This window comes from Polaribacter sp. Hel1_85, assembly GCF_000766795.1.
Classification (GTDB): Bacteria; Bacteroidota; Bacteroidia; order Flavobacteriales; family Flavobacteriaceae; genus Polaribacter.
In genome coordinates this window covers 19,629-43,730 of sequence record NZ_JPDS01000003.1, presented here as the reverse complement: position 1 = coordinate 43,730, position 24,102 = coordinate 19,629, and the positions used below count along the sequence as shown (strand labels likewise).

Here is a 24,102-nt window from a genome sequence, read left to right as displayed (position 1 = left end):
AAGAATGCTGTATTATTTATTCGAATATTTAGAGAGTCAATTTGGTTTACCAGGTGCAAGTGTGTTTCAGTTTATCACATTTAGAGCAGCAGCAGCATTTATTTTATCAATATTAATTTCTGCAATTTATGGTAAAAGAATCATCGGTTTTTTACAAAGACAGCAAGTTGGTGAATCTATCAGAGATTTAGGATTAGAAGGTCAAGTTCAAAAAGCAGGAACTCCAACAATGGGAGGGATTATTATCATATTAGCAACTTTAATTCCTGCTATATTATTAGCCAAATTAGATAATATTTATATAATTCTTCTAATAATAACTACACTTTGGATGGGGTTAATTGGTTTTGTTGATGATTATATAAAAGTGTTTAAAAAAGATAAAGGGGGTTTAAGTGGAAAGTTTAAAGTTATAGGTCAGGTTGGTTTAGGGGTAATTGTAGGTTCTATGCTATATTTTAATGATGGAGTTACTATAAAAGAACAATTGCCAAAAGAACAACAGGTTGTAAATAAAGATGGAAGAAAAATTGTGTTTGGAGAAGCTCATAAATCTACTAAAACAACTGTTCCGTTTTTTAAGAATAATGAATTAGACTATTCAAAAGCGTTTAGTTTTTTAGGAGAAGGTTATGAGAAATACGGATGGATAGTGTTTATTTTTATCACTGTTTTTATTGTAACAGGAGTTTCTAATGGAGCAAATTTAACAGATGGTATTGATGGTTTGGCAGCAGGATCTTCAGCAATAATTGTAATAACACTCGCCATTTTTGCATGGGTTTCTGGTAATATTATTTTTGCCGATTATTTAGATGTAATGTATATACCAGATTCTGGAGAAATGACAGTTTTTATACTAGCATTTGCAGGGTCTTTAGTCGGTTTTCTTTGGTATAATACCTATCCAGCACAAGTTTTTATGGGAGATACAGGTAGTTTAACTATAGGAGGGATTATAGCAGTTATTGCAATTGCAATCCGTAAAGAATTATTACTTCCAATATTAGCAGGAATTTTTGTTGTAGAGAATCTATCTGTAATCATGCAGGTTTCTTGGTTTAAGTTTACTAAAAAGAAGTATGGAGAAGGTAGAAGGATTTTTAGAATGGCGCCATTACATCATCATTATCAAAAATTAAGTTATCACGAAAGTAAAATTGTAGTCCGTTTTTGGATTGTAGGAATTTTATTAGCAGTATTTGCGATAGTTACTTTGAAATTGAGATAAATGAAAAGATTGGTAATTCTTGGTGGAGGAGAAAGTGGAGTTGGTACAGCGCTTTTAGGAAAGAAAAAAGGATATGAAGTCTTTGTTTCTGATAAAGGTGAAATATCACAAAAATATAAAGAAGTTCTTTTAAATAATGAAATAGATTTTGAGGAGAAAAATCATACAGAAAGCAAAATTTTAAATGCTGATGTAGTGATGAAAAGTCCTGGAATTCCTGATAAAGTAGCTTTAGTTCAAAAACTAAAAGAGAATTTAATTCCTGTTATTTCTGAGATTGAATTTGCAGCACAGTTTACAGATGCTACTATTATTGGAATTACAGGTTCTAATGGAAAAACAACAACAACATTGTTAGTGCATCATATTTTAAAAAAATGCAGGATTAAATGTTGGAGTTGCAGGAAATATTGGAGACAGTTTTGCGCAACAAGTTGCAGAACATTCTTTTGATAAATATGTGTTAGAACTCAGTAGTTTTCAGTTAGATGGAATTGAGGAATTTAACAGTCATATTGCTGTTTTAACCAATATTACACCAGATCATTTAGATAGATATGAGTATGATTTTGATAAGTATATCGCATCAAAATTTAGAATAACAAAAAACCAAAAAGCAACCGATTATTTAATTTATGATGCAGATGATGAAGCTATCAATAATTGGTTGAAAGAAAATAAAACAGCAGCAAAATTAGTTCCGTTTTCTGTAGAAAAAAAAATAGAGTACGGAGCCTTTTTAGAAAACAATAATATTATAATCAACATCAATAAAGATAAACTTACTATGCCATTATCAACTTTATCAATTAAAGGAAAACACAATACAAAAAACGCTATGGCAGCATCTATGGCTGCGCAATTATTAAAAGTTAGAAAGCAAACGATTAAAGAAAGTTTAGAAGATTTTGAAGGAGCAGAACACCGTTTGGAAAATGTTGCTAAAGTTAGAGGTGTAGAATATATTAATGACTCTAAAGCAACCAATGTAAATGCAACTTATTACGCGTTAGAATGCATGGATAAAACGACGGTTTGGATTGTTGGTGGTGTAGATAAAGGGAATGATTATAATGATTTATTACCATTAGTAAGAGAAAAAGTAAAAGCAATTGTTTGTTTAGGTCTTGATAATGATAAGATTAAAAATACATTCGGAAATGTAGTAGATATTATTGTGGAAACTGCAGGAGCAGAAGAAGCTGTAAAGGTTTCTCATAAGTTAGCAGAAAAAGGAGAAACTGTTTTATTATCACCAGCTTGTGCTAGTTTCGATTTATTTGAAAACTATGAAGACAGAGGACGTCAATTTAAAAGAGCTGTAAGAAGTTTGTAGCGCATCCCAACCTTTCCAAAGGGAAGGAATTAGCATGTTTGAGGTTAGGAGGTGAGTTGGTCGTATTAAAAAAGAATAAAAATAAATAACAAAGATAAACACAAGAGTGTTTCTCTCCTTTGGAGAGATTAAGAGAGGCTTATGAAAACCATTTTTCAACATATAAAAGGAGATAAAACCATTTGGGCAATTGTTGCTGTTTTGGCAATATTCTCATTTATGCCAGTTTATAGTGCAAGCACAAACTTGGTGTACGTTGTTGGTTCTGGGTCTACTTTAGGTCATTTAGTAAAGCATATTGTTTTGCTAATTATGGGTTTTGCAATTATTTATGGAGTGCATAAAGTGCCCTATCGATATTTTTCTGGAGGTTCCGTTTTAATGCTTCCTGTTGTTATTGTTTTGTTGATTTTTACGTTGGCACAAGGAACCACAATTGGAGGAGCAAATGCAAGTAGATGGATACGAATAGGTGGAATTGGTTTTCAAACATCAACTTTAGCAGGTTTGGTTTTAATGGTTTATGTAGCTAGGTATTTGGCTAAGAATAAAGAAAAAGTAATCAATTTTAAAGAAAGTTTATGGCAACTTTGGTTACCTGTGGCTGCTGTTTTAATTTTGATCTTACCAGCAAATTTCTCTACAACAGCTATTATTTTTGTGATGATTTTAATGGTAACTTTTATAGGAGGTTATCCAATAAAATATATAGCATTTATTTTAGGAGCAGGCATTGTAGCCTTATCAATATTTGTTTTGATTGCAAAAGCATTTCCAGATGCAATGCCAAATAGAGTACAAACTTGGCAAAGTAGAATAGAAAGTTTTGCTGAAGAAGGAGGTAAAGAAGCATATCAGGTAGAAAAGGCTAAAATTGCTATTGCAACCGGAGGAACATTTGGAGTTGGTCCTGGGAAAAGTGTGCAAAAGAACTTTTTGCCACAATCAACATCAGATTTTATTTTTGCAATAATTGTTGAAGAATATGGTTTAGTTGGTGGGTTTTTAATTGTATCCATTTACTTTTTATTACTATTTAGAATTTTTGTTGTTGTTAAAAAAACAACTACAATTTTTGGAACTTTATTAGTGCTAGGTGTTGGTTTTCCAATCATCTTTCAAGCAACTATTAATATGGCAGTAGCTACGAATTTATTTCCAGTTACAGGTCAAACTTTACCGCTAATTAGTAGTGGAGGTACTTCTATTTGGATGACATGTTTTGCTTTAGGAATGATTCTAAGTGTAAGTGCATCCAAAGAAGAAACAGAAGAAGATATTTTAGATGATAACCCTTTAGACATACTTCATGAAACGATCGATTAACATTTTAATTTCTGGTGGTGGAACAGGAGGTCATATTTATCCTGCAATTGCAATAGCAAATGAATTAAAGTTGCGTTATCCTGATGCGAATTTTCTATTTGTTGGTGCAAAAGATAAAATGGAAATGGAAAAAGTTCCACAAGCAGGATATGAAATTAAAGGATTGTGGATTTCTGGAATTCAAAGAAAATTAACGGTAGAGAATTTATCATTCCCTTTTAAAATGATAAGTAGTTTGTGGAAAGCTTCTAAAATTATCAAAAAATTTAAGCCAGATGTTGCTATTGGTACTGGAGGTTTTGCAAGTGGACCAACATTAATTATGGCGAGCAGAAAAGGAATTCCAACACTGATACAAGAACAGAATTCGTATCCAGGAATTACGAACAAATTATTGAGTAAAAAAGCACATAAAATTTGTGTTGCCTATGATAATTTAGAGCGTTTTTTTCCGGTTGATAAAATTGTAAAAACAGGAAACCCTGTGCGTCAAGATTTATTATCTATTCATTCAAAAACAGAAGAAGGAAAAGGCTTTTTTAAGTTAGATAAAAAGAAGAAAACTATTTTAGTTTTAGGAGGAAGTTTAGGGGCAAGAAAAATAAATCAGCTTATAGAAGATAATTTAGATTTTTTTAAAACTCAAGAAGTTCAAGTTATTTGGCAATGTGGAAAATTATATTTTGAGGATTATAAAAAATATAATGAACTAGAAAATATTCAAGTTCATCAATTTTTAAACAGAATGGATTTTGCTTATGCAGCGTCAGATATTATTATTTCTAGAGCAGGAGCTAGTTCGGTTTCTGAATTATGTATCGTAGGGAAACCAGTAATTTTTATTCCTTCTCCTAATGTGGCAGAAGATCATCAAACAAAAAATGCAAAATCAATTGCAGATCAACATGGTGCAATTTTATTAAGAGAAAGTGAATTAGATACGTTTCCAATTGTTTTTGAAACTTTAATAAAAGACAAAGGAAAACAAGAGTATTTATCAGAAAATATAAATGAATTGGCATTACCTGGTGCAACAACAGATATTGTTAACGAAGTAGAAAAATTATTACCCCATCTTTAATCTTCCCAAAGGGAAGAAACACGATTGAGAAAAGTGTGGTGCTAAGAAAGTGAAAATAATATGAGTAATAAAGATAAAAATATAAACAAGAGTAAGAAAGTTCTTCCCTTTGGGAAGGATTTAGGATGGGCTTATATTTATTTTGTCGGAATTGGAGGTATAGGAATGAGCGCAATTGCTCGTTACTTTGCGTCTAATGGGAAAAAAGTTGCTGGTTATGATAAAACTCCTTCTCAGATTACATTAGAATTAGAAGAATTAGGAGTAGAAATTCATTTTGAAGATGCGTTAAAAAATATTCCTATTTCTTTTTTGAACAATGAAGAAACGTTAGTGGTGTATACACCTGCAATACCTAAAAATCATACTGAATTAAATTACTTTTTAGATAATAATTTTACAGTTTTAAAAAGAGCAGAAATTTTAGGAGAAATAACGAAATCCACTTTTTGTTTAGCAGTTGCAGGAACACATGGTAAAACGACAACTTCCTCTATTTTAGGTCATATTATGGCTAAAGAAAATGCAACTTCATTTTTGGGTGGAATTGCAGAAAACTATAATTCGAATTTAATTTTAGGAGAAGATAAAATTAGTGTAGTTGAGGCAGATGAGTTTGATAGATCTTTCTTAAAATTAAGTCCAAATATTGCGTGTGTAACTTCTATGGATGCAGATCATTTGGATATTTATGGAGATTCTGAAGCTTTAAACGAGTCTTTTGTTGAGTTTTCAAATAAAGTAACGGATACATTAATAATTGCAAAAGGGTTGCCTTTAAAAGGATTAACCTATGCAGTTGATGAAGATGCAGATTATAAAGCATTCAATTTAAAAATAGAAAGCGGTAAGTATGTTTTTGATGTAAAAACACCATCATCAGAAATTAAAAATATTGAATTTCATTTACCAGGTCAGCATAATGTGATGAATGCTCTAGCTGCATTGGCAATGGCAGATGTGTATGGTGTCTCTTTAGAAAATATTAAACAACGTTTATCAACTTTTAAAGGTGTAAAACGAAGGTTTTCATATAAAATTAAAACAGAAGATTTTGTGTTGATTGATGATTATGCACATCATCCAACAGAAATAAATGCAGTTGAAAACTCTGTAAGAGAAATGTATCCGAATGAAAAGGTGTTGGTTGTTTTTCAGCCACATTTGTTTTCGAGAACAAGAGATTTTATAGATGATTTTGCTTCTGCTTTGTCAAAATTCGATGAAGTTTTATTGTTAGATATTTATCCAGCAAGAGAAGAACCAATTTCTGGAGTGAATTCTGAGTGGTTGTTGAGTAAAATTACTACTAGACATAAAAAATTGACTCAAAAAAAGGATTTAATAAAAGATATTAAGAATTCATCAGCAAAAGTGTTAACAATGTTAGGAGCTGGTGACATTGGAGTGATGATTAATGAAGTAACAAATCAACTTTTAAAGCCTATTGAAAATGAAGTTTAAGAAGTTTTTAAAATATATAGCATTCCTTTTGTTAATAGGTTGTTTGGGTTTTTTGTATAGTTTTTCTTCAAGTAGAAATTTGAAAAAAAATGTAGATGAAGTTGTCGTTGAATTTGAAGCTGGAGACAATAATTTTTTAACACATTCTATGGTTGATAAATTGTTAATACAAAATGATGAAAGTGTGAAAAACCAAGCAAAATCTGTGATAAATTTATACAGTTTGGAAAAAACGGTTTCTAAAAATCCATATGTAGAAAATGCATCTGTGTTTTTAACCATTACTGGTACATTAAAATCAATCATAAAACAGCGAACTCCTGTTGCTAGAATTGTAAATGAGAACGATTCTTATTATGTTGATAAACAAGGGGTGAAAATACCTTTGTCTAGTAATTATTCAGCCAGAGTACTATTGGTTTCTGGTGTTGAAGGTGGTGAAGAAATTAATGAAATATTGCCTTTGATATCGTTCATTTTGGAAGATAATTTCTTGCAAAAAGAAGTGGTAGGAATTCAGAAATTCGCAGACGAAGAGTATCAATTTTCCGTGAGAAGTGGAAATTATAAAATTGATTTTGGAAAATTAACCAAAATGGAAGTGAAATTTAAGAAGTTAAAAGCGTTTTATAACAAAACATTTGAAGATAAAACGATACAGAATTATAAAACGATTAATGTAAAATATCACAACCAAGTTGTGTGCACAAAATAAATCAAAATGGAAAACAATAAAATAGCAGTTGGTTTAGATATTGGTACAACCAAAATTGTTGCCATGATTGGTCGTAAGAATGAATACGATAAGATTGAGGTTGTTGGTATTGGAAAAGCAAAAAGTTTAGGTGTAAAACGTGGTGTTGTTAGTAATATTACACAAACTATACAATCTATTCAACAAGCTGTAGATGAGGCAGAAAGTGTTTCTGGTGTTAAGATTGAAGAAGTTGTTGTGGGTATAGCTGGGCAACATATTCGTAGTTTACATCACAGTGATTATATCACAAGAAACAATGCAGATGAAGTTATTGATGAAAACGATATTGAAAATTTAGTAAATCAAGTTCACAAGTTGGTAATGTTGCCAGGAGAAGAAATTATTCATGTGTTGCCACAAGAGTTTAAAGTAGATTCTCAAGCTGATATTAAAGAACCAATTGGAATGTATGGAGGTCGTTTAGAAGCGAATTTTCATGTTGTTGTTGGGCAAGTTTCATCGATTAGAAATATAGGACGTTGTGTAAAAAGTGCAGGTTTAGGTTTAAGTGAAATTACATTAGAACCATTAGCATCAGCATCAGCTGTATTAAGTCAAGAAGAAAAAGAAGCCGGAGTTGCACTAATTGATATTGGAGGTGGAACTACAGATTTAGCTATTTTTAAAGACGGAATTATTAGACACACGGCTGTAATTCCTTTTGGAGGAAATGTAATTACAGATGATATTAAAGAAGGTTGTTCAATTATAGAAAAACAGGCTGAATTATTAAAAATTAAGTTTGGTTCTGCGTGGCCAGGGGAAAATAAAGAAACAGAAATTGTTTCGATTCCTGGATTAAGAGGTAGAGAGCCAAAAGAAATAACATTAAAGAATTTATCAAAAATTATACATGCTAGAGTTCAAGAAATTATTGAGCATGTATATTTAGAAATAAAAAATTATGGACATGAAACTGCAAAGGGAAAATTAATTGCAGGTATTGTGTTAACAGGTGGAGGTTCTCAATTAAAACATTTACGTCAGTTAGTAGAATATATTACTGGTATGGATGCTAGAATTGGTTTTCCTAATGAACATTTAGCTGGAGATTCTGATGAGACATTATCTAGTCCTTCTTATGCAACAGCTGTTGGTTTATTAATGGAAGGTTTAGAAAAAGGTTCTACTGAAGAGGAAGTTGCGGAGATTGTTGAAGAAGTTATTGATGAAAATCAAGAAGAAAATCAACAGGAAACACAGCCAATTGTTGAAGAAAAGCCAAAACCAAAAAAGAAGTCGTTTTTTGAAAAGTTTACTGAAGGTCTTAAAGATTTTCTAGACAACGCAGAGTAAAAATTGTAAATAAGAAACAAAAACAAAAATCAATAATAAACAATAGATAGGTTATTATGAGCGCAGAATTCGATAACATTTCATTTGACATGCCAAAAACACAATCTAACACCATTAAAGTAATTGGTGTAGGTGGTGGAGGAAGCAACGCAGTAAACCACATGTTTACGCAACACATTAAAGGAGTAGACTTTGTAATTTGTAATACAGATTCACAAGCTTTAGAAAACAGTCCTGTTCCTAATAAAATTCAATTAGGAGCAAACTTAACATCTGGTTTAGGTGCTGGTGCAAATCCAGAAGTTGGTGCACAAGCAGCTAAAGAAAGCATGCAAGAAATTCAGCAAATGTTAAATACCCAAACAAAAATGGTATTTATAACTGCAGGAATGGGTGGTGGAACTGGTACAGGAGCAGCACCAATAATTGCAAAAATTGCAAAAGATATGGATATCCTAACTGTGGGTATTGTTACAATGCCTTTTGCTTTTGAAGGTAGAAGACGATCAAAACAAGCACAAATAGGAATCGACCAACTGCGCCAAAATGTAGATTCTTTAATTGTAATTAATAATAATAAATTACGTGAAGTTTATGGAAACCTTGGTTTTAAAGCTGGTTTTTCTAAAGCAGATGAAGTTTTATCTACTGCTTCTCGAGGAATTGCAGAGGTTATTACACATCACTATAAGCAAAATATTGATTTACACGATGCCAAAACTGTACTTTCTAATAGTGGAACAGCAATTATGGGTTCTGCAAAAGAAGAAGGACAAACTAGAGCTAAAAATGCTATTGTAAAAGCATTAGACTCTCCTTTGTTAAATGATAACAAAATTACTGGAGCTAAAAATGTATTGTTATTAATTGTATCTGGTACTAATGAAGTTACATTAGATGAAATTGGAGAAATTAATGACTATATACAAGATGAGGCAGGTTATGATGCAAACATCATTATGGGAATTGGAGAAGATGAAGATTTAGGTGATGCTATTGCTGTAACTATTGTGGCTACAGGTTTTGCAGCAGATCAACAAAGTACAATTACCAATACAGAAGTTAAGAAGATTGTACATACTTTAGAAGATGAACAAAAAGCGACTTATGATTTTAGTGAGAAAAAAATCACAAAATCACCAACGTTAGATGAGCCGTTAACAAATAAAGTTGAGGAGAAAATTGTACACACACTAGAAGATGAAGTAGAAGTAGTTACTCCTAAAGCAAACTTGGTAAAAACTACCAATGAAATTGCTAATATGTCTGTTCTTTTTGAAGAGGTTCAAATAGAAACTGTTTCTGAGGATGATTTTGTAATTACAGATGCAACACCAGTTCAAGAAGAGAAAGTTGTTGAAGAACCTAAGCAAATACAAGCAGATTTATTGTTTGATTTACCTTTAAATTCTTATACAGAAGTAAAAGAAGAGGAAGAAATTCGTTTTAGTTTGCAAGAAGAGCCAAAAGTAAATGTTAATGAGATTGAAGTTTTAGGCACTGAAGAAATTGTTTTTGAGAGAAAAGAGGTTGAAAAACGTTATGTTTTAGAAGAGTTTGATGCACAACCAACTATTGGTAAAAGTTCTGCTTTTGTTGAAGAGAAAGTTGAAGAAGAAGAAGAAGTTCAGTTTGAATTAAAGACTAGAACTCCACAAGTAGAGATTAATAAAATTGAAACACAAAGTGAAGAAGTTTCTCCTTTAGATTTAACAATTACTGAGTTACAAAAAAGAGCAGAAGAGAGAAGAAAAAAGATGAAAGGTTTCAATTATAAGTTCAACGATCAAATGAACAAGAATATTGATGAAATTGAGCGTCAACCAGCATATAAAAGACTTGGAGTAGATTTAGATACAAATACTTCTATTAGTAATACAAAAACATCGATTAAAAAAGATACTGACGAAATCAGTTTAAAATCAAATAATTCTTTTTTACATGATAATGTAGATTAGATATTTAAGAGGTAACCCCTAAGGTCATAAAGCCATGTCTATACGTAGATGTGGCTTTTTTTTGTTAATAAAATGTAAGTTAACGACTTAACTGTAACAGTTCGTCTATTGTTTTTGCTTGTTTGTCTAATAGTTTATTTATTTAGAGTAAGTAATAATATCTTTATAGTAAGTTAGAAAAGTATTTATAACGATAATAAGATAATAGAAAAACATTACCCTTTACGTATGCTTACCCCTTGATTACCAAAAAATCACATCTAGATATAGATGTGATTTTTTTATGAATACTATAAAATTAAGCTTGATTATTAGAACCCTTCTCCCGGCGCTTCAGGACTTGAAGCCTGAGCTTTTTGCGGATTTAAAATTAGGTAAGTTCCCAATGCAGTTAAAGCTGCATATTTACCGTAATTTCCTATTTTTTTAATTGCTTCTTTTCTTGTGATGTCTTGTTTGTTTTCTATATTTTTTTTCATGATGTTTTGTCTTTTAAAAGTTAGATTATTCTAAAATTATTTTTTTGTTCAACTTGCCAGAATTGGTTTTTAGTTGAACCAGATAAACACCTTTAGATAGGTTTGGTAAATCAATATTTTTAACACCATTAGAAGTAAAAGAAGTATTTAACACTTGTTTTCCTAATAAATTAAATATAGAAACTGTTGTTTTTTCTTGTGATAAACCAACAATTCTTAAAGTAGATTTGTCTAATTTATAAATACTAACATTCTCTAAAGCTACATTATTATCAACACTTAGTGCACTGTTGGTTGTATGTAAATAGAATCTGCCAATTCCGTTTAAATTTTCAGATGGAATAATTTTATAATTACTATTGGCTTCATCTAAACGCGTAAATGTATTTGTGATTCTATCTTCTAAAAAAATTTTAATGCCCGATGGTAAATTTAAGCCTTCTGCAGTAAAAGTAATTTCTTTATCAGCTGTAACAGAAACACCAACAGGTATAATCATGTTTTCGAAATTAGTATCTGGTAATGCTTGTCTTTTAAAATCTACACCCTCACTATTGCTAACTAAATGAGTATAAATATTTAAGCTAGATGATTGACCTGTAAAGGTACCAATATCAAAACCAGGATCTAAACTGGTAGTTTTACCTTCTAAATAATTAATTTCTGTAGATTTTGTTTTGGTATCATCAGCCATTAATAAGGTTAATTTTGGGTTTGATGTAGTTCTGTAAAAAGTAACTCCATTTTGGTCACTTTGCATTGCTTTAGTAAAAGTTACGGAAGTAGAAGCTACATTAGAACTAACAAAAAATGCTTGACCAGGATGAATTTGACCAGTTGTTAAATCTTGATATTCATCTGCAGTAGCATTCCAAACATAAACAGCTTCGTGTGTATCTGTTAATGGAGTTGTGTTATCAGCTAAAAAAGTAGCAATGTTAATATGTGCAGGAAAAGGATTACCCACAGAATTCCATCTGTTTTCAGCACCTCCACCAATGTCATTTGCAGTAATTGTTGGATTAACAGGCGGTGCAGGAAAAGTACCTGTAAAGGTATAATTACCAGCAGCAGTTCTTTTTAATGAATATCCAGAACCAGAACCAAACGTAGTTGATGAACCCGAATCTTGAAAATAGATCCAATCACCATCTGTATCACTTGTATTTATATAACGAGCTACTGCTTCATTTGGTAGATTGTGATCAATACTGTTTGCAGTGTTCCAAATATCACCATATTGTTCTCCTACAACAGGAGAAGAAACTAAATGCCATTTATCATCTGCAACATTTACATTATAATTAAAATCTCCATTTACAGTAGCAGTTCCTTCAATAATTAAAGAACCTCCACTTTCTACAGTTACAGAAGAAGAAGCGTCTATTGTAATATCATTTGCAACAGCTCCTGTGCTTGAACTAACAACTGGCTTATTAGTTACATTTGGTATTACTAAATTAGTATAAGCGAATGGTATAGTATTAAAACTCCAGTTACTTGCATTTGCCCAGTTTGTATCAGTTGCTCCTGTCCAAGTATTTGAAGAACGCCAATTAGAAGTTGCACCCGTTAAAGCAAAATTGATGAGTGTTCCGGTGTAATTGTTAACACTATTATCTGTTAACGTTGTAACACTTGAGTTATTTGCAGCGTCTGCACCTTGATTAAATTGATAATATGCCAATAAATCGGTTTCAGTATTTGATACTTCAACATCTTTATTTGTTAAAATCTCACTAACTGTTCTAACTTTACTCCAAAAACGGCGCCATAATCTTCCATATGTTTATAATATAATGGGAGAATTTGTAATAGAGTATTAAATTGGTCTGTTCTTTCTAAACTTGCTTTTAAACAAAATAGTGTAAAAATTGACTCTGGAAGTTTAAGGAATTCAGGTATAGAAATTAGCTCATTACCTCTTGTTATTATTTCAACTTCATTATTATTACTATTATAATATAAGAAGATAAAATACTTCGCTAATAATTGTTCTTCAATTGTTCCTTCTTTTACTGCCCAAATAAGGTTTTTTTGAGCAAGTATTAAATGTTCTTCTAATAACTTAAAGTTGTTATTCGTTTTCTGATTTTCTACTTCCTTAAAAAACAATGCAACCTCTTTAAAATCGTTTTTATTCTCAACATCAGTTATACTTATTTTAAGTGAATCTAATGATTGACTATAAGATATAGAAAGAAAAAAAAAGATTATAAAATTTAGCGCTATTTTTAAAAATGATTGCATTTATCTTTAAAAGACTTAAAATTGAAATTAAATATAAGGCTAAAACTAATAATGATATACCTTAATAACAAATAATAGGGATAAAAGTGTGTTTTTTGAGTGTTAAATCTTTTTTTTTAGGAATTAAGTTTTAAAGAAGAAGTTGTAAATGTAAAAAAAAACAGAAGTTTTTAGGTAAAATAGTTTCATCAAAAGATAAAAGGATTCAATTATAAGTTCACATATCAAATGAATAAAAACATTGATGAAATAGAACGTTAGCAAGCATATAAGAGAATGGGAGTAGATTTAGATGCAACAAATGCTTCTATGAGTAAGTCTAAAACTACTTTAAATACCGAAAATGATGATATTCAATTAAAATTGAATAATTCTTTTTTACATGATAATGTAGATTAGATATTTTAAGAGGTAACCCCTAAAGCCAAAAAGTCATGTCTACACGTAGATGTGGCTTTTTCTTTATTATAGAAAAATTAACTCAACATTTTAAAGTTACAATTCGTCTATACTTTATTGTTATTTGTCTTGAATTGTAATTCTTAATGGTTAAATAATAATACTTTTACATAAAAATAGCACAGATGACAACACATTTACAAAAATCAACGACAAGAATTTTATTTTTATTTACTCTAATTTTAAGCATTTCTTTGAGTGCGCAAAATGAACCTTTTAATTGTGATTATAATGCATATTTATTTCAAAGAAATGATATTTATGCATTAGATTTAGCTTCAGGAAGTTCTTATTTAGTAAAAGAAGATGTTACCGAAGGCAATATTAATGCTGTAGGTTATAACCCTGCAGATGGATACATTTGGGGAGCATTAACTAACGGTTCTCAAACAATTGTAAGAATTGGAAAGAGTTTTAATGTAGAAAGTTTTTATATAGATGAACTGCCTACTTCTAGTATTTATATTGGTGATGTTAGTTCAGAAGGAATCTATTATTTAAAAGGAGCAGGAACAAAATATTATACAATTGATTTAAATCCAGAATCTGAAAATTATACAAAATTTATAAGCCAAGGAACATTTTCTTTAAATTTAAGTATTCATGATTGGGCATTTAATTCTGTTGATGGACATTTATACACTGTAGAAAAAGGTACAAATCATTTATATCGAATAAATGCAACAACAAGTGAAATTATAGATTTAGGTGAAGTGCCAATATTAACAGGATTAAATTATCATTTTGGAGCCGTTTATTTTGATGCTTCTGGTCGTTTTTACGTGTCTGCAAATCAAACAGGTACTGTTTATATGATTAAAGATGTACAAGGTTTAGAAGTTGGAGGTGAAATGGAGTCTAATCTTTTTGCTTTTGGTCCTGCTAGTAGTTCTAATGATGGAGCTAGATGTCCTACAGCACCAGTTCCTCAAGAAGATTGTATTAATGGAATTGATGATGATGGTGATGGATTGGTAGATTGTGATGACCCTGCTTGTTCTGGTGTTGCGGCTTGCCCTGTAATAACTCCAGAGGTTTCTAGTGGTAATGAAGGAGGTTTAGAAAGTAATGATCGTCTTTCTCAACAGATTAATAAAAGAAATTATTTAAGAAAAAAATCTAATTTTAAATTTGATAAATTAAAAGCAAAGAAAGTAATTAAGACTAAAAGTTATAAAAAGACTTTAGCTAAATCTAAATCTACTACTTTTGAATTAAAAGATTTAATTCCTTTAGATGTTCTTTCTGGAGCAACAGCCGTAGAGTCTTCTCCATTAGATTTAATTGCTATTACAAATGCAACAGAATTGTATTCTGTAGATTATGTAAAAGATGATGAAACAATAGCTGTTGTATTAGCAACAAAAACAGAAAATGGTGTATATGAGCATACAAAGTTTATTTGTGATCGATTATTAGGTGCAGAATTATTATCAGTTTCTACAATTGAGTTATTTGGAGAAGAAGGAGAAGACGAAGGTGTAGAAGGAGTACAATTTATTAAGTCAATCATAAAAAACAGTAATGGTACTAAAGAATTTGTTTTAAGTTTTTCTGGAAGGTTAATTAATAGTGAAGAAAATTTTGAAATAGATAGTCATTGGAATATTGATAAATATGAGGCAGGTGCTACGTATTATAATTTTCAAATTTGGTCTAATAGTGTAGATGATTTATTAACTTTAGGTCATGAGGCAATTGCTTTATTTGATATTCAAAGGCCAGTATCAAACTATAATACATCTACTCCACCACCTGTATTTGTTAAAAAAGGAAAATACGTAAATGGAACTTTAGAGTTAGAATTAATAAACGTTAGAAGAACTAAAAGCGTTGTGATTGATGCAGGTTTTAAAAGAACTGAAACTTCAAATACAGAGTATTTTAATAATACTGTAGAATTAACAGGTAATTATATAGAATCTTTAGTAATTGAAACAGGAAACATTTTTGATATTGGTTTTAGAATAGAAAATGAATATGATTTAACACCAGACGATTTATTTATGTCTGATGGAGTTTGGGGTAATGATGATTCGCCAGAAGGAACAACAGTAAATGAGTTTTCTATAACTCAAAACGATAATATTTATGCGGGAAGTGGTTATAGAGTAGAGAGAAATATTTCTTTAAAAGCAACTACCAGTGAATATGTATCTGCTTTTAGATCTTTTACTCCAAGATTTACAGCTATAGATTTATCTGACTATGATGTATTAGAGTTAGATGCTTTTGGAACAGGAGATGTAGAAATTACGATTGTTAAAGAAAGTATTGATGCTTGGGAAAACCAATACAGAACTACTATTAAATTAAACGAAACAGAGAGTCATTTTGCAATTCCTTTTGCACACTTTGTTTCAGTAGCAGGAGGTGATTTAGATTTAAATGATGCAGTAAATATTGTTTTTACAATGTCTTCTGATGGAGTAGAGGTTTTAAATAAAGAAATGAGTTTAAAAGATATTCAGTTTACACAACAAGTACTTAGTGTGGGAAATGAAGTGATTGCAGAAAATGAGGCTATTTTAATGCCTAATCCGATGCATGTAAGTTCTGAATTAAGTTTTTATGCTGAAACAAATTCAAATACAAAAATTGAAGTTTATAATTTAACAGGAGCTTTAATTAGAAGAACAGAAGAAAATACAGCTATTGGAAACAACAAAGTTTCTTTACAAAGAGAAGGGTTAAAACCTGGAATGTATTTTGTGAAAATTAGAAATGATTTTAGAAATTATAAGGCCATAAAATTGGTTGTAAATTAAAAAAAAAAGTCTCTAAATTTTATTAAAAAATCTCATAATGAATTTAATTATGAGATTTTTTTTTACTTTTTTTTTCATATTGTCGTAAACCATCAGTACTGCAAATGCTTGTTTTTTTTAGGTGTTTCTGATTTTTTTTTGTAACAAAATATTTTAATTGTCGTCTACTTTATATAATCAACAAAACCAAATACCATGAAATATTTACAAACAGTATCCGTAAAAGAAAGAGGAATTTTAACTTCTGCTTATAAACAAGAGATAAAACAGCACATGAGAATAGAGAAATCTAAATCTGTATCTAAAATTAAATCTATGATTTTAAATCATCATGAAAAAATAGAAAGTCAAGCAGGTACTATCTTACAAGTTTCTTTATTTGTAGTTGCTATTATTTTAATTGCTTCTTAAAAAAGATCTAACTAATAATTGGCTATTAGTTTGCAAACAAGCTTGCGTGAGCGATTGAAACGGCATCCTTTTTATGCTTAACTCGATTTAGAATTTGTTAAAATAATTAAATACTTTTTTTGAAAATTGAGATGCTGAATTAAATTCAACATAAAAAGATATAGTGAAAAGCGCGGTTTTTGTTTTTTCAAAAACACGCCAAAATAAAGTCAAAAAAAATCCATCTAAAAAAGATGGATTTAATTTTTGTTCTCAACTGCGCTCGAACTAACAAAAGCAGTTATTTAGCTTAATGCTGTCTTAATTCTTTTGATTGCTTCTCTAATTTGTAACTCAGATGCTGCATAAGAAATTCTAATACAATTTGGTGTACCAAAAGCATCACCAGTTACAGTTGCTACATTTGCTTTTTCTAAAATGAATAAAGAAAAATCACTAGCTGTTTCAATTTTTACACCGTCTATTGTTTTACCAAAGAATGCAGATACGTCTGGAAAAACGTAAAAAGCTCCTTCAGGTACGTTTACTTTAAATCCGTCTATTTCTCTTAACAATCCAATAATGATATCTCTACGAGTTTTAAACTCATCTACCATAAATTGAATTTTAGAAACCGGTGCTAATAATGCTGTAATTGCTGCTCTTTGAGCGATACAATTTGTACCAGATGTAATTTGGCCTTGCATTTTTGTACAAGCTTTGGCAATCCATTCTGGAGCACCAATAAAACCAATTCTCCAACCTGTCATAGCAAATGCTTTTGCCAAACCGTTAACAGTAATTGTTCTATCGTACATGCTTTCTATAGCTGCAAAACTAAAAGGTTTTGAATCGTAGTTTATGTGTTCGTAAATTTCATCTGATAAGATGTAAATCTGTGGGTGTTTTTCTAAAACTGCTGCTAACGCTCTGTACTCAGCTTCACTATAAATAGTTCCACTTGGGTTGTTAGGTGAGTTAAAGAAAATCATTTTTGTTTTTGGCGTAATTGCTGCTTCTAACTGTTCTGGTGTAATTTTAAAATCAGTGTCAATAGAAGAAGGGATTTCTATATATTTTGCTTCACATAATGTTGCAATTGCAGAATAACTTACCCAATAAGGAGCTGGTAATAAAACTTCATCACCAGGGTTTAATAAAACTTGTGCAATGTTTGCAATGGATTGTTTTGCACCTGTAGAAACTACAATTTGACTTGGTTTGTAAACTAAGTCATTATCGCGTTTAAATTTTTTACAAACGGCTTCTTTTAAATCTGCATATCCGTCTACAGGAGAATATGAGTTGTAATTTTGGTTGATAGCTTCAATGGCAGCGTCTTTGATAAACTCTGGTGTGTTAAAATCTGGTTCTCCCAAACTTAAACCGATAATATCTTTTCCTTCCGCTCTTAATTCTCTTGCTTTAGCAGCCATTGCTAAAGTTTGAGATACAGGTAAACTGTTAATTCTGTCCGATAATGGATGTTTCATTTTTACTGTTAGTTGTTGTTGTATTGTTGTTTTACTTATGCTATTTCAGGATTTTTACCTAAAACTCCCAAATGTCTAAAGTGTTCTACAATGGCTTTGCGCATTGTGTCATATTCATTGTAAGGCAAATTAAATTCCTTGGCAGTTTCTTTTACAATTTTAGCTAATTTATCATAATGTACATGAGAAATGTGTGGAAAAATATGATGTTCAACTTGATGATTTAACCCACCAGTATAGAAATTTACCAACCAGTTGCTAGGTGCAAAGTTAGATGTAGTGTATAATTGGTGGACTGCCCAAGTGTGTTCTAAATTTCCTTCTTTATCAGGAATTGGCATTTCTGTATTTGGTACAATATGAGCTAGTTGAAAAACCAAACTTAAAATCATACCAGCAGTATAATGCATTACAAAAAAACCTATAAATACTTTCCACCATGCAATATCTAAAACTAAGATTGGTAAAACAATCCAAAGCGAATAATAAACAATTTTAGAAATTACCAACTTTGTCCATTCTGTAGCAGGATTTGGGAACTTACCATAAGATAACTTTCTTTTTAAATAACGGTGCATTTGTTTTATATCTGTAGTAATTGCCCAGTTAATTGTTAATAATCCGTATAAGAAAATTGAATAATATTTTTGAAATTTATGAATGTTAAACCATTTGGAATGTTGAGAAAAACGAATAATTCTACCAGCATCAATATCTTCATCATGACCTTCGACATTTGTAAAAGTATGGTGTAAAACATTGTGTTGTACTTTCCAGTTATAAACGTTACCAGCTAAAATGTATATGCTGCTTCCCATGAGTTTATTTACCCATTTTCTTTTAGAAAAAGATTCGTGATTAGCATCGTGCATAACATTCATACCAACACCAGCCATTCCAATTCCTGTAACCACCATTAATAAAGCCATAACCCATTGAGGCATCGAAACGGTTAATATTAATATAAAAGGAACTAAGAACAAAGAAAACATAATAATTGCCTTTGTATACAGTTTCCAATTACCTGTTCTTTTTAGCTTATTTTCTTTAAAATATGTATTTACTCTTTTATTAAGAGTTCTAAAGAACTTGGCTTTATCTACTCTAGAAAAGTTTATTGTTTTCATTTATCTATCTATAATTTACAAAAATATGATTTTTAAAACAGCTTTATGTAACAAACGTATCATTTTGTTGCTAATTGTTTGTGAACAATAACTATTTTTGCAGCTGATACTTTTTCTATGGAATTATTACACAAATATTTTAAAAATTTAACAACTACTCAAATAGAACAATTTTCTAAGCTACAAGATTTATACCAAGATTGGAATTTAAAAATAAATGTGGTTTCTAGAAAAGATATTGATGAGTTATATCTACGTCATGTTTTACATTCTTTAGGAATTGCTAAAGTGATGAGTTTTAAACCTGGAGCAAAAGTAATGGATGTTGGTACAGGAGGAGGATTTCCTGGAATTCCGTTAGCAATTTTGTTTCCAGAAACTCAGTTTCATTTGGTAGATTCTATTGGTAAAAAGATAAAAGTTGTAAACGAAGTTGTTGCTGGTTTAGGTTTAGAAAACGTAAAAACTACACATGGTAGAGTAGAAGAAGTAAAAGATACGTATGATTTTATTGTAAGTAGAGCAGTTGCTCAAATGGAAACTTTTGTACGTTGGAACAAAGGAAAAATTGCTAAAAAGCAAAACCATGAGTTAAAAAACGGAATCTTATATTTAAAAGGTGGTGATTTAACAGAAGAGTTAAAATTATACACATCTGCAACTATTTATAATTTAACAGATTATTTTGAGGAAGACTTTTTTGAAACTAAAAAAGTGGTTCACTTAGCGATGAAATATAAAGGATAGATTTTTTATTTCTTCTTTAAATACTTGAAAACCTTTCTTTAACAGATTAATAATAATCGACTCTCTCCGTGTTTTTCATTTGGGGCTCTATGAATGCAAGGAAGTACTTTACTTTCTGGGTGATCAATTGCTAGTTTCCATAAATGACCAATTCCTAAGTTAATGGGTTGCGATTTAGGTTTTTCTTGATAATGTAAATCAAAGAAATATTCACTTAAAAAAGATTCAAAACCTTTTTCATCTTCACCATGTAGTTTTTTGAGCTCTGCACGTATTTCTGGAATCAATACTTTTTGTGTAGCTTGTGAATTTGGTAAAATATCACTCGATGCTCCATAATATGTACATAAAAAAGTAGCTGTTGGTATTGGAGATCGATCTACATGATAAGAATACACATCAGTTGGAAAAAATGGAAAGGCGTCATCTCTTTCATAATTTTTAATAATATTAAGAGTTGGAGATGCTCCATGTTCTTTTAGTAAGTTAAAGTCATTTAAAAGAATTTTACGAGCTAATTGTCCTTGTTCACTTAATTGAAGTTCCCGAAGTTTTTCTAAATCAAGTTCAATCATATTTTCTTTTAATTCTATCTTTTTAACAATCTCAGAAAAATCACCTATAAGATTACGATTCCAGCACATTGCATTAATTTCTCCTTGAAAAGGTGTAGAAATTAGGTCTTGAAAATTTAAGACATTCTGAATTTGACTCTCAGTATCAGATAAATGAATCATAATAATTTTAACTTTTAATAATTAAATAATGTCGTTCTAATGACTTTTACCAAAGTTAGCGAAGTTTTATTATTCTTTAATAATTTTAAAAGTTTTAGAATCTTTATTCTCTAAGTCAGAAATTGTTAAAATATACAAACCTTTTGGTAGTGATGAAATGTTGAAGCTTCATCATAATTTTTAATATATAAAATATCTTTTTTAAAAAATAGAATTCTCTGTATTTGATGTGAATTTTTCTAAAAACAACATTCCTTTATAAGAGTTTCCTTTTGGGTTTAATTTAGGACTCCAAACAGTTATACAAAACTCATCTGGATGAATTGCAATAATTCCTCCGCCAACACCACTTTTTCCTGGTAGACCAACTCTAAAAGCAAATTCGCCAGATTCATCGTAAAAACCACAAGTTAACATTATTGCGTTTATTCTCTTAGCTTCACTTGTAGATAAAATGGTTTCTTCTTTATCATTTTTATAATTGTCATCAGCCAAATAAAGAAATATTTCAGATAATTCTTTACAGCTCATTTCTAACGAGCATGTGTAAAAATAAAAATCTAATACTCGATTAACATCATTTTTAATGTTTCCAAACGATTTTATAAAATTACAAAGCGCAATATTTCTGAAACCAGTATTCTTTTCAGATTGCGCTACTTTATCAGAATAATTTAAAGATTGGTTGTTGGTAATATTTCTACAAAATGATAAAAAATCTTCTTTCGGGTTTTTTAATTCACTTATTAAAACATCACAGACAACAATTGCTCCAGCATTTATAAACGGATTTCTAGGTTTCCCTAAATCTGCTTCTAATTGTAATAATGAGTTAAATGGATTTCCAGAAGGTTCAACATCTACACGATTCCAAATTTTTTCTCCAATTAGTTTGTAAGCTAATGTTAGGGTTAAAATTTTTGAAACACTTTGAATTGAGAATTTTTTATCAGCATCTCCAATGCTAAATTCTTCTCCATTAATAGTGGTTATATGTACTCCAAAATTATTTTCATTTACGTTTGCTAATTCAGGAATGTAATTGGCAACTTTACCAATGTCATCAACTTGTTTAACGTCATTATAAATGTCTTCAATAATTTTTTTATAATTTTTCATTGATGTTTTATTATTTAACAAATCTATCAGAAAATAGTTTACAAAACAACAGAAAGTCTAAATCAAAAAAAAGGAACTACATTGCTGTAATTCCTTCTATTAATTTTTATTAAAAAATTACTTTTTAAACAATTTCCACAAACAAACCGTCATCGGTTTTAGAAACTTTGGCAACTTCTTTTTTAGTTAAACCTTTAATGGTTTTATCCCATTTTTTGTTAGATAATCCAGATTGTGTTTTTAATTCAGATAAATCAATTTTTTCAGCTTTTGTAATGATTGCTAAAACTGCTTTTTCTTCATCATTTAATTCTACAGCCGGCGCTTTCTTTTCTGGTCTCATTTGCGGAAAGAAAAGAACCTCTTGTATAGATTGATTGTTTGTTAAAAACATAATTAGTCTGTCCATTCCAATTCCCATTCCAGATGTTGGAGGCATACCATATTCTAAAGCTCTTAAGAAATCTTCATCTATAAATTCGGTAGCTTCATCATCACCTTTTTGAGCCAATTTTAATTGATGTTCAAAACGCTCACGTTGATCAATTGGGTCATTCAATTCAGAATATGCATTTGCAACTTCTTTACCACAAACCATTAATTCAAAACGCTCCGTTAATTCAGGATTGTCTCTGTGTTCTTTACAAAGTGGAGACATTTCTTTTGGATAATCAGTAATAAAAGTTGGCTGTATGTAGTTTCCTTCACATTTTTCTCCAAAAATTTCATCAATTAATTTTCCTTTACCCATTGTTTCGTCAACAGGAATATTCATTCCTTTTGCAGCTTCTCTAATTTCATCTTCTGTTTTTCCTGTAATGTCAAAACCAGTAAAATGTTTAATAGAATCTGCCATGGTAACTCTTGCGTAAGGCGCTTTAAAGTCTATTTTGTGTTCACCAAAAGTAGCTTCAGAAGTTCCGTTTACAGCAATTGCACAATGTTCTAAAAGCTGCTCACAAAAATCCATCATCCAATTGTAATCTTTGTAAGAAACATAGATTTCCATGGCTGTAAATTCAGGATTATGAGTTCTGTCCATTCCTTCATTTCTAAAGTTTTTCGAGAATTCATAAACTCCATCAAAACCACCAACAATTAGCCTTTTTAAATACAATTCGTTAGCAATTCTCATATATAATGGAATGTCTAACGAGTTGTGATGTGTAATAAAAGGTCTTGCTGCTGCTCCTCCAGGAATTGGTTGTAAAACCGGAGTTTCAACTTCAAAATAACCAGCGTCATTAAAGAAAGAACGCATTGCATTAAATAATTTTGTTCTCTTAACAAAAACTTCTTTTACATGTGGGTTTACCACTAAATCTGCATAGCGTTGTCTGTAACGTAATTCAGGATCTGTAAAAGCATCGTAAATTTTACCATCTTTTTCTTTTGGCAAAGGCAAAGGTTTTAAAGCTTTACTTAATAAAGTAAAGTCTTTAACACGTACTGTTTTTTCTCCTACTTTAGTAGTGAATAACTCACCTTCTATACCAACAAAATCACCTAAATCTAATAATTTTTTAAAAACATCATTGTATTTCGTTTTGTCTTCTCCAGCACAAATTTCGTCACGATTAAAATAGACTTGAATTCTACCTTCACCATCTTGTAGTTGTGCAAAAGAAGCTTTTCCTTGTATATTAATAGACATTAATCTACCAGCAATAATTACCTTTTTTCCTTCAGAGAATTTTTCCTTTATTTTAGTTGAGTTTGAATCAACAGGATATAAATCTGCAGGATAAGGATTGATGCCTAAAGCACGTAACTTTACAAGCTTTTCTCTACGTACAACTTCTTGTTCTGATAATTGCATTTTAATGTCTTTATTTTCTGTTATTTATTAAAGAATGCAAAGATACAATGCTTTGATTTAATAGACAATTGAGAATAAAATAAAAAAGAGCTATAAAATTTGCGAATATCTAAAAACGTTGTATATTTGCCAGCTGCTTTTTGTTAGGGCAGTATTAGTTGTGTTGTTTTGGCGTTTTAGTAAAAGCGTCGTGGTTTTGTTAACCAATGGAAAGCTACCCTGAAACGGGTCGCTTTTTTTTTATCCTGAATTTACTTCAGGATTT

19 protein-coding genes and 1 pseudogene are annotated in these 24,102 nt (G+C 30.4%); 12 read left to right on the top strand and 8 right to left on the bottom strand.

Annotated features, from left to right (window positions below; all coding sequences use genetic code 11):
• Positions 1 to 4: 4 nt before the first annotated feature.
• The 8 genes and pseudogenes from mraY (at position 5) to ftsZ (ending at position 10,449) form a co-directional block, all read left to right on the top strand.
• Complete coding sequence (gene mraY, locus PHEL85_RS13890; RefSeq protein WP_036826537.1) at positions 5 to 1,231, top strand: phospho-N-acetylmuramoyl-pentapeptide-transferase; 1,227 nt, start codon at positions 5 to 7, stop codon at positions 1,229 to 1,231.
• Positions 1,232 to 2,567: pseudogene (gene murD / locus PHEL85_RS13885) on the top strand (UDP-N-acetylmuramoyl-L-alanine--D-glutamate ligase).
• Positions 2,568 to 2,708: 141 nt separating this feature from the next.
• The gene (locus PHEL85_RS13880) at positions 2,709 to 3,893 is read left to right on the top strand and encodes an FtsW/RodA/SpoVE family cell cycle protein (protein ID WP_036826536.1); all 1,185 of its coding nucleotides are present in this window, start codon (positions 2,709 to 2,711) and stop codon (positions 3,891 to 3,893) included.
• Complete coding sequence (gene murG / locus PHEL85_RS13875) at positions 3,877 to 4,974, top strand: undecaprenyldiphospho-muramoylpentapeptide beta-N-acetylglucosaminyltransferase (protein WP_036826533.1); 1,098 nt, start codon at positions 3,877 to 3,879, stop codon at positions 4,972 to 4,974. Before PHEL85_RS13880 ends, murG begins: the two co-directional genes overlap by 17 nt.
• Before the next feature lie 60 nt (positions 4,975 to 5,034).
• Positions 5,035 to 6,438 (top strand): UDP-N-acetylmuramate--L-alanine ligase, encoded by a 1,404-nt coding sequence (gene murC, locus PHEL85_RS13870; RefSeq protein ID WP_081965157.1) that lies wholly within the window; start codon positions 5,035 to 5,037, stop codon positions 6,436 to 6,438.
• Between the two features lie 79 nt (positions 6,439 to 6,517).
• Positions 6,518 to 7,153 carry a cell division protein FtsQ/DivIB gene (locus PHEL85_RS13865; protein WP_235318289.1) on the top strand — a complete coding sequence of 212 codons (636 nt, stop codon included), beginning with the start codon at positions 6,518 to 6,520 and terminating at the stop codon, positions 7,151 to 7,153.
• A gap of 6 nt (positions 7,154 to 7,159) precedes the next feature.
• Positions 7,160 to 8,491 carry a cell division protein FtsA gene (ftsA, locus tag PHEL85_RS13860; protein ID WP_036826528.1) on the top strand — a complete coding sequence of 444 codons (1,332 nt, stop codon included), beginning with the start codon at positions 7,160 to 7,162 and terminating at the stop codon, positions 8,489 to 8,491.
• 56 nt (positions 8,492 to 8,547) lie between these two features.
• Positions 8,548 to 10,449: a cell division protein FtsZ gene (ftsZ, locus tag PHEL85_RS13855; RefSeq protein WP_036826526.1), complete on the top strand. Its 1,902-nt coding sequence runs from the start codon at positions 8,548 to 8,550 to the stop codon at positions 10,447 to 10,449.
• A 311-nt stretch (positions 10,450 to 10,760) separates the two neighbouring features.
• On the opposite strand, the gene PHEL85_RS18020 is transcribed toward ftsZ, so the two are convergent.
• The 3 genes from PHEL85_RS18020 to PHEL85_RS13845 are packed head-to-tail and all read right to left on the bottom strand — an operon-like array spanning position 10,761 to position 13,178.
• Positions 10,761 to 10,928 (bottom strand): hypothetical protein, encoded by a 168-nt coding sequence (locus PHEL85_RS18020; protein WP_200882339.1) that lies wholly within the window; start codon positions 10,926 to 10,928, stop codon positions 10,761 to 10,763.
• Positions 10,929 to 10,953: 25 nt separating this feature from the next.
• Positions 10,954 to 12,615, bottom strand: a complete 1,662-nt coding sequence (locus tag PHEL85_RS13850; protein ID WP_036826523.1) for a T9SS type A sorting domain-containing protein — start codon at positions 12,613 to 12,615, stop codon at positions 10,954 to 10,956.
• A gap of 41 nt (positions 12,616 to 12,656) precedes the next feature.
• Complete coding sequence (locus PHEL85_RS13845; RefSeq protein WP_036826521.1) at positions 12,657 to 13,178, bottom strand: hypothetical protein; 522 nt, start codon at positions 13,176 to 13,178, stop codon at positions 12,657 to 12,659.
• Positions 13,179 to 13,454: 276 nt separating this feature from the next.
• Here PHEL85_RS13845 and PHEL85_RS18215 point away from each other — a divergent pair, with 276 nt between their 5' ends.
• From PHEL85_RS18215 to PHEL85_RS13835, 3 genes are all read left to right on the top strand, one after another.
• A complete protein-coding gene (locus PHEL85_RS18215) occupies positions 13,455 to 13,577 on the top strand; it encodes a hypothetical protein (RefSeq protein ID WP_262501564.1) in 123 nt (40 codons plus the stop codon).
• Positions 13,578 to 13,762: 185 nt separating this feature from the next.
• Positions 13,763 to 16,405, top strand: coding sequence for a T9SS type A sorting domain-containing protein (locus PHEL85_RS13840; RefSeq protein ID WP_036826518.1), 2,643 nt, complete (start codon positions 13,763 to 13,765; stop codon positions 16,403 to 16,405).
• A gap of 195 nt (positions 16,406 to 16,600) precedes the next feature.
• Positions 16,601 to 16,816 (top strand): hypothetical protein, encoded by a 216-nt coding sequence (locus PHEL85_RS13835; RefSeq protein ID WP_036826515.1) that lies wholly within the window; start codon positions 16,601 to 16,603, stop codon positions 16,814 to 16,816.
• A 284-nt stretch (positions 16,817 to 17,100) separates the two neighbouring features.
• Here PHEL85_RS13835 and PHEL85_RS13830 read toward each other — a convergent pair whose 3' ends face one another.
• Both PHEL85_RS13830 and PHEL85_RS13825 read right to left on the bottom strand, forming a co-directional pair.
• Complete coding sequence (locus PHEL85_RS13830) at positions 17,101 to 18,288, bottom strand: pyridoxal phosphate-dependent aminotransferase (protein ID WP_200882364.1); 1,188 nt, start codon at positions 18,286 to 18,288, stop codon at positions 17,101 to 17,103.
• 35 nt (positions 18,289 to 18,323) lie between these two features.
• Positions 18,324 to 19,415: a fatty acid desaturase family protein gene (locus tag PHEL85_RS13825; RefSeq protein WP_036826512.1), complete on the bottom strand. Its 1,092-nt coding sequence runs from the start codon at positions 19,413 to 19,415 to the stop codon at positions 18,324 to 18,326.
• A 117-nt stretch (positions 19,416 to 19,532) separates the two neighbouring features.
• Here PHEL85_RS13825 and rsmG point away from each other — a divergent pair, with 117 nt between their 5' ends.
• Entirely contained in the window at positions 19,533 to 20,162 is a 630-nt protein-coding gene (gene rsmG / locus PHEL85_RS13820) for a 16S rRNA (guanine(527)-N(7))-methyltransferase RsmG (RefSeq protein ID WP_036826509.1), read from the top strand.
• A gap of 38 nt (positions 20,163 to 20,200) precedes the next feature.
• On the opposite strand, the gene PHEL85_RS13815 is transcribed toward rsmG, so the two are convergent.
• The 3 genes from PHEL85_RS13815 to lysS all read right to left on the bottom strand — a co-directional run bounded on the left by PHEL85_RS13815 (position 20,201) and on the right by lysS (position 23,837).
• Positions 20,201 to 20,899: a hypothetical protein gene (locus PHEL85_RS13815; RefSeq protein ID WP_036826506.1), complete on the bottom strand. Its 699-nt coding sequence runs from the start codon at positions 20,897 to 20,899 to the stop codon at positions 20,201 to 20,203.
• Between the two features lie 201 nt (positions 20,900 to 21,100).
• Positions 21,101 to 22,018 carry a glutaminase gene (locus PHEL85_RS13810; protein WP_036827867.1) on the bottom strand — a complete coding sequence of 306 codons (918 nt, stop codon included), beginning with the start codon at positions 22,016 to 22,018 and terminating at the stop codon, positions 21,101 to 21,103.
• A 124-nt stretch (positions 22,019 to 22,142) separates the two neighbouring features.
• Positions 22,143 to 23,837 (bottom strand): lysine--tRNA ligase, encoded by a 1,695-nt coding sequence (gene lysS, locus PHEL85_RS13805; protein ID WP_036826503.1) that lies wholly within the window; start codon positions 23,835 to 23,837, stop codon positions 22,143 to 22,145.
• Positions 23,838 to 24,102: the final 265 nt, after the last annotated feature.

Bases quoted from the DNA above. Each gene is read 5' to 3' on its own strand.
- ftsA (WP_036826528.1), top strand. From the start codon at position 7,160: ATGGAAAACAATAAAATAGCAGTTGGTTTAGATATTGGTACAACCAAA.
- ftsZ (WP_036826526.1), top strand. From the start codon at position 8,548: ATGAGCGCAGAATTCGATAACATTTCATTTGACATGCCAAAAACACAA.
- PHEL85_RS18020 (WP_200882339.1), bottom strand. From the start codon at position 10,928: ATGAAAAAAAATATAGAAAACAAACAAGACATCACAAGAAAAGAAGCA.
- murC (WP_081965157.1), top strand. From the start codon at position 5,035: ATGAGTAATAAAGATAAAAATATAAACAAGAGTAAGAAAGTTCTTCCC.
- PHEL85_RS13810 (WP_036827867.1), bottom strand. From the start codon at position 22,018: ATGAAAAATTATAAAAAAATTATTGAAGACATTTATAATGACGTTAAA.
- lysS (WP_036826503.1), bottom strand. From the start codon at position 23,837: ATGCAATTATCAGAACAAGAAGTTGTACGTAGAGAAAAGCTTGTAAAG.
- PHEL85_RS13880 (WP_036826536.1), top strand. From the start codon at position 2,709: ATGAAAACCATTTTTCAACATATAAAAGGAGATAAAACCATTTGGGCA.
- rsmG (WP_036826509.1), top strand. From the start codon at position 19,533: ATGGAATTATTACACAAATATTTTAAAAATTTAACAACTACTCAAATA.
- PHEL85_RS13835 (WP_036826515.1), top strand. From the start codon at position 16,601: ATGAAATATTTACAAACAGTATCCGTAAAAGAAAGAGGAATTTTAACT.
- PHEL85_RS13815 (WP_036826506.1), bottom strand. From the start codon at position 20,899: ATGATTCATTTATCTGATACTGAGAGTCAAATTCAGAATGTCTTAAAT.
- mraY (WP_036826537.1), top strand. From the start codon at position 5: ATGCTGTATTATTTATTCGAATATTTAGAGAGTCAATTTGGTTTACCA.
- PHEL85_RS13825 (WP_036826512.1), bottom strand. From the start codon at position 19,415: ATGAAAACAATAAACTTTTCTAGAGTAGATAAAGCCAAGTTCTTTAGA.
- PHEL85_RS13845 (WP_036826521.1), bottom strand. From the start codon at position 13,178: ATGCAATCATTTTTAAAAATAGCGCTAAATTTTATAATCTTTTTTTTT.
- PHEL85_RS18215 (WP_262501564.1), top strand. From the start codon at position 13,455: ATGGGAGTAGATTTAGATGCAACAAATGCTTCTATGAGTAAGTCTAAA.
- murG (WP_036826533.1), top strand. From the start codon at position 3,877: ATGAAACGATCGATTAACATTTTAATTTCTGGTGGTGGAACAGGAGGT.
- PHEL85_RS13840 (WP_036826518.1), top strand. From the start codon at position 13,763: ATGACAACACATTTACAAAAATCAACGACAAGAATTTTATTTTTATTT.
- PHEL85_RS13830 (WP_200882364.1), bottom strand. From the start codon at position 18,288: ATGAAACATCCATTATCGGACAGAATTAACAGTTTACCTGTATCTCAA.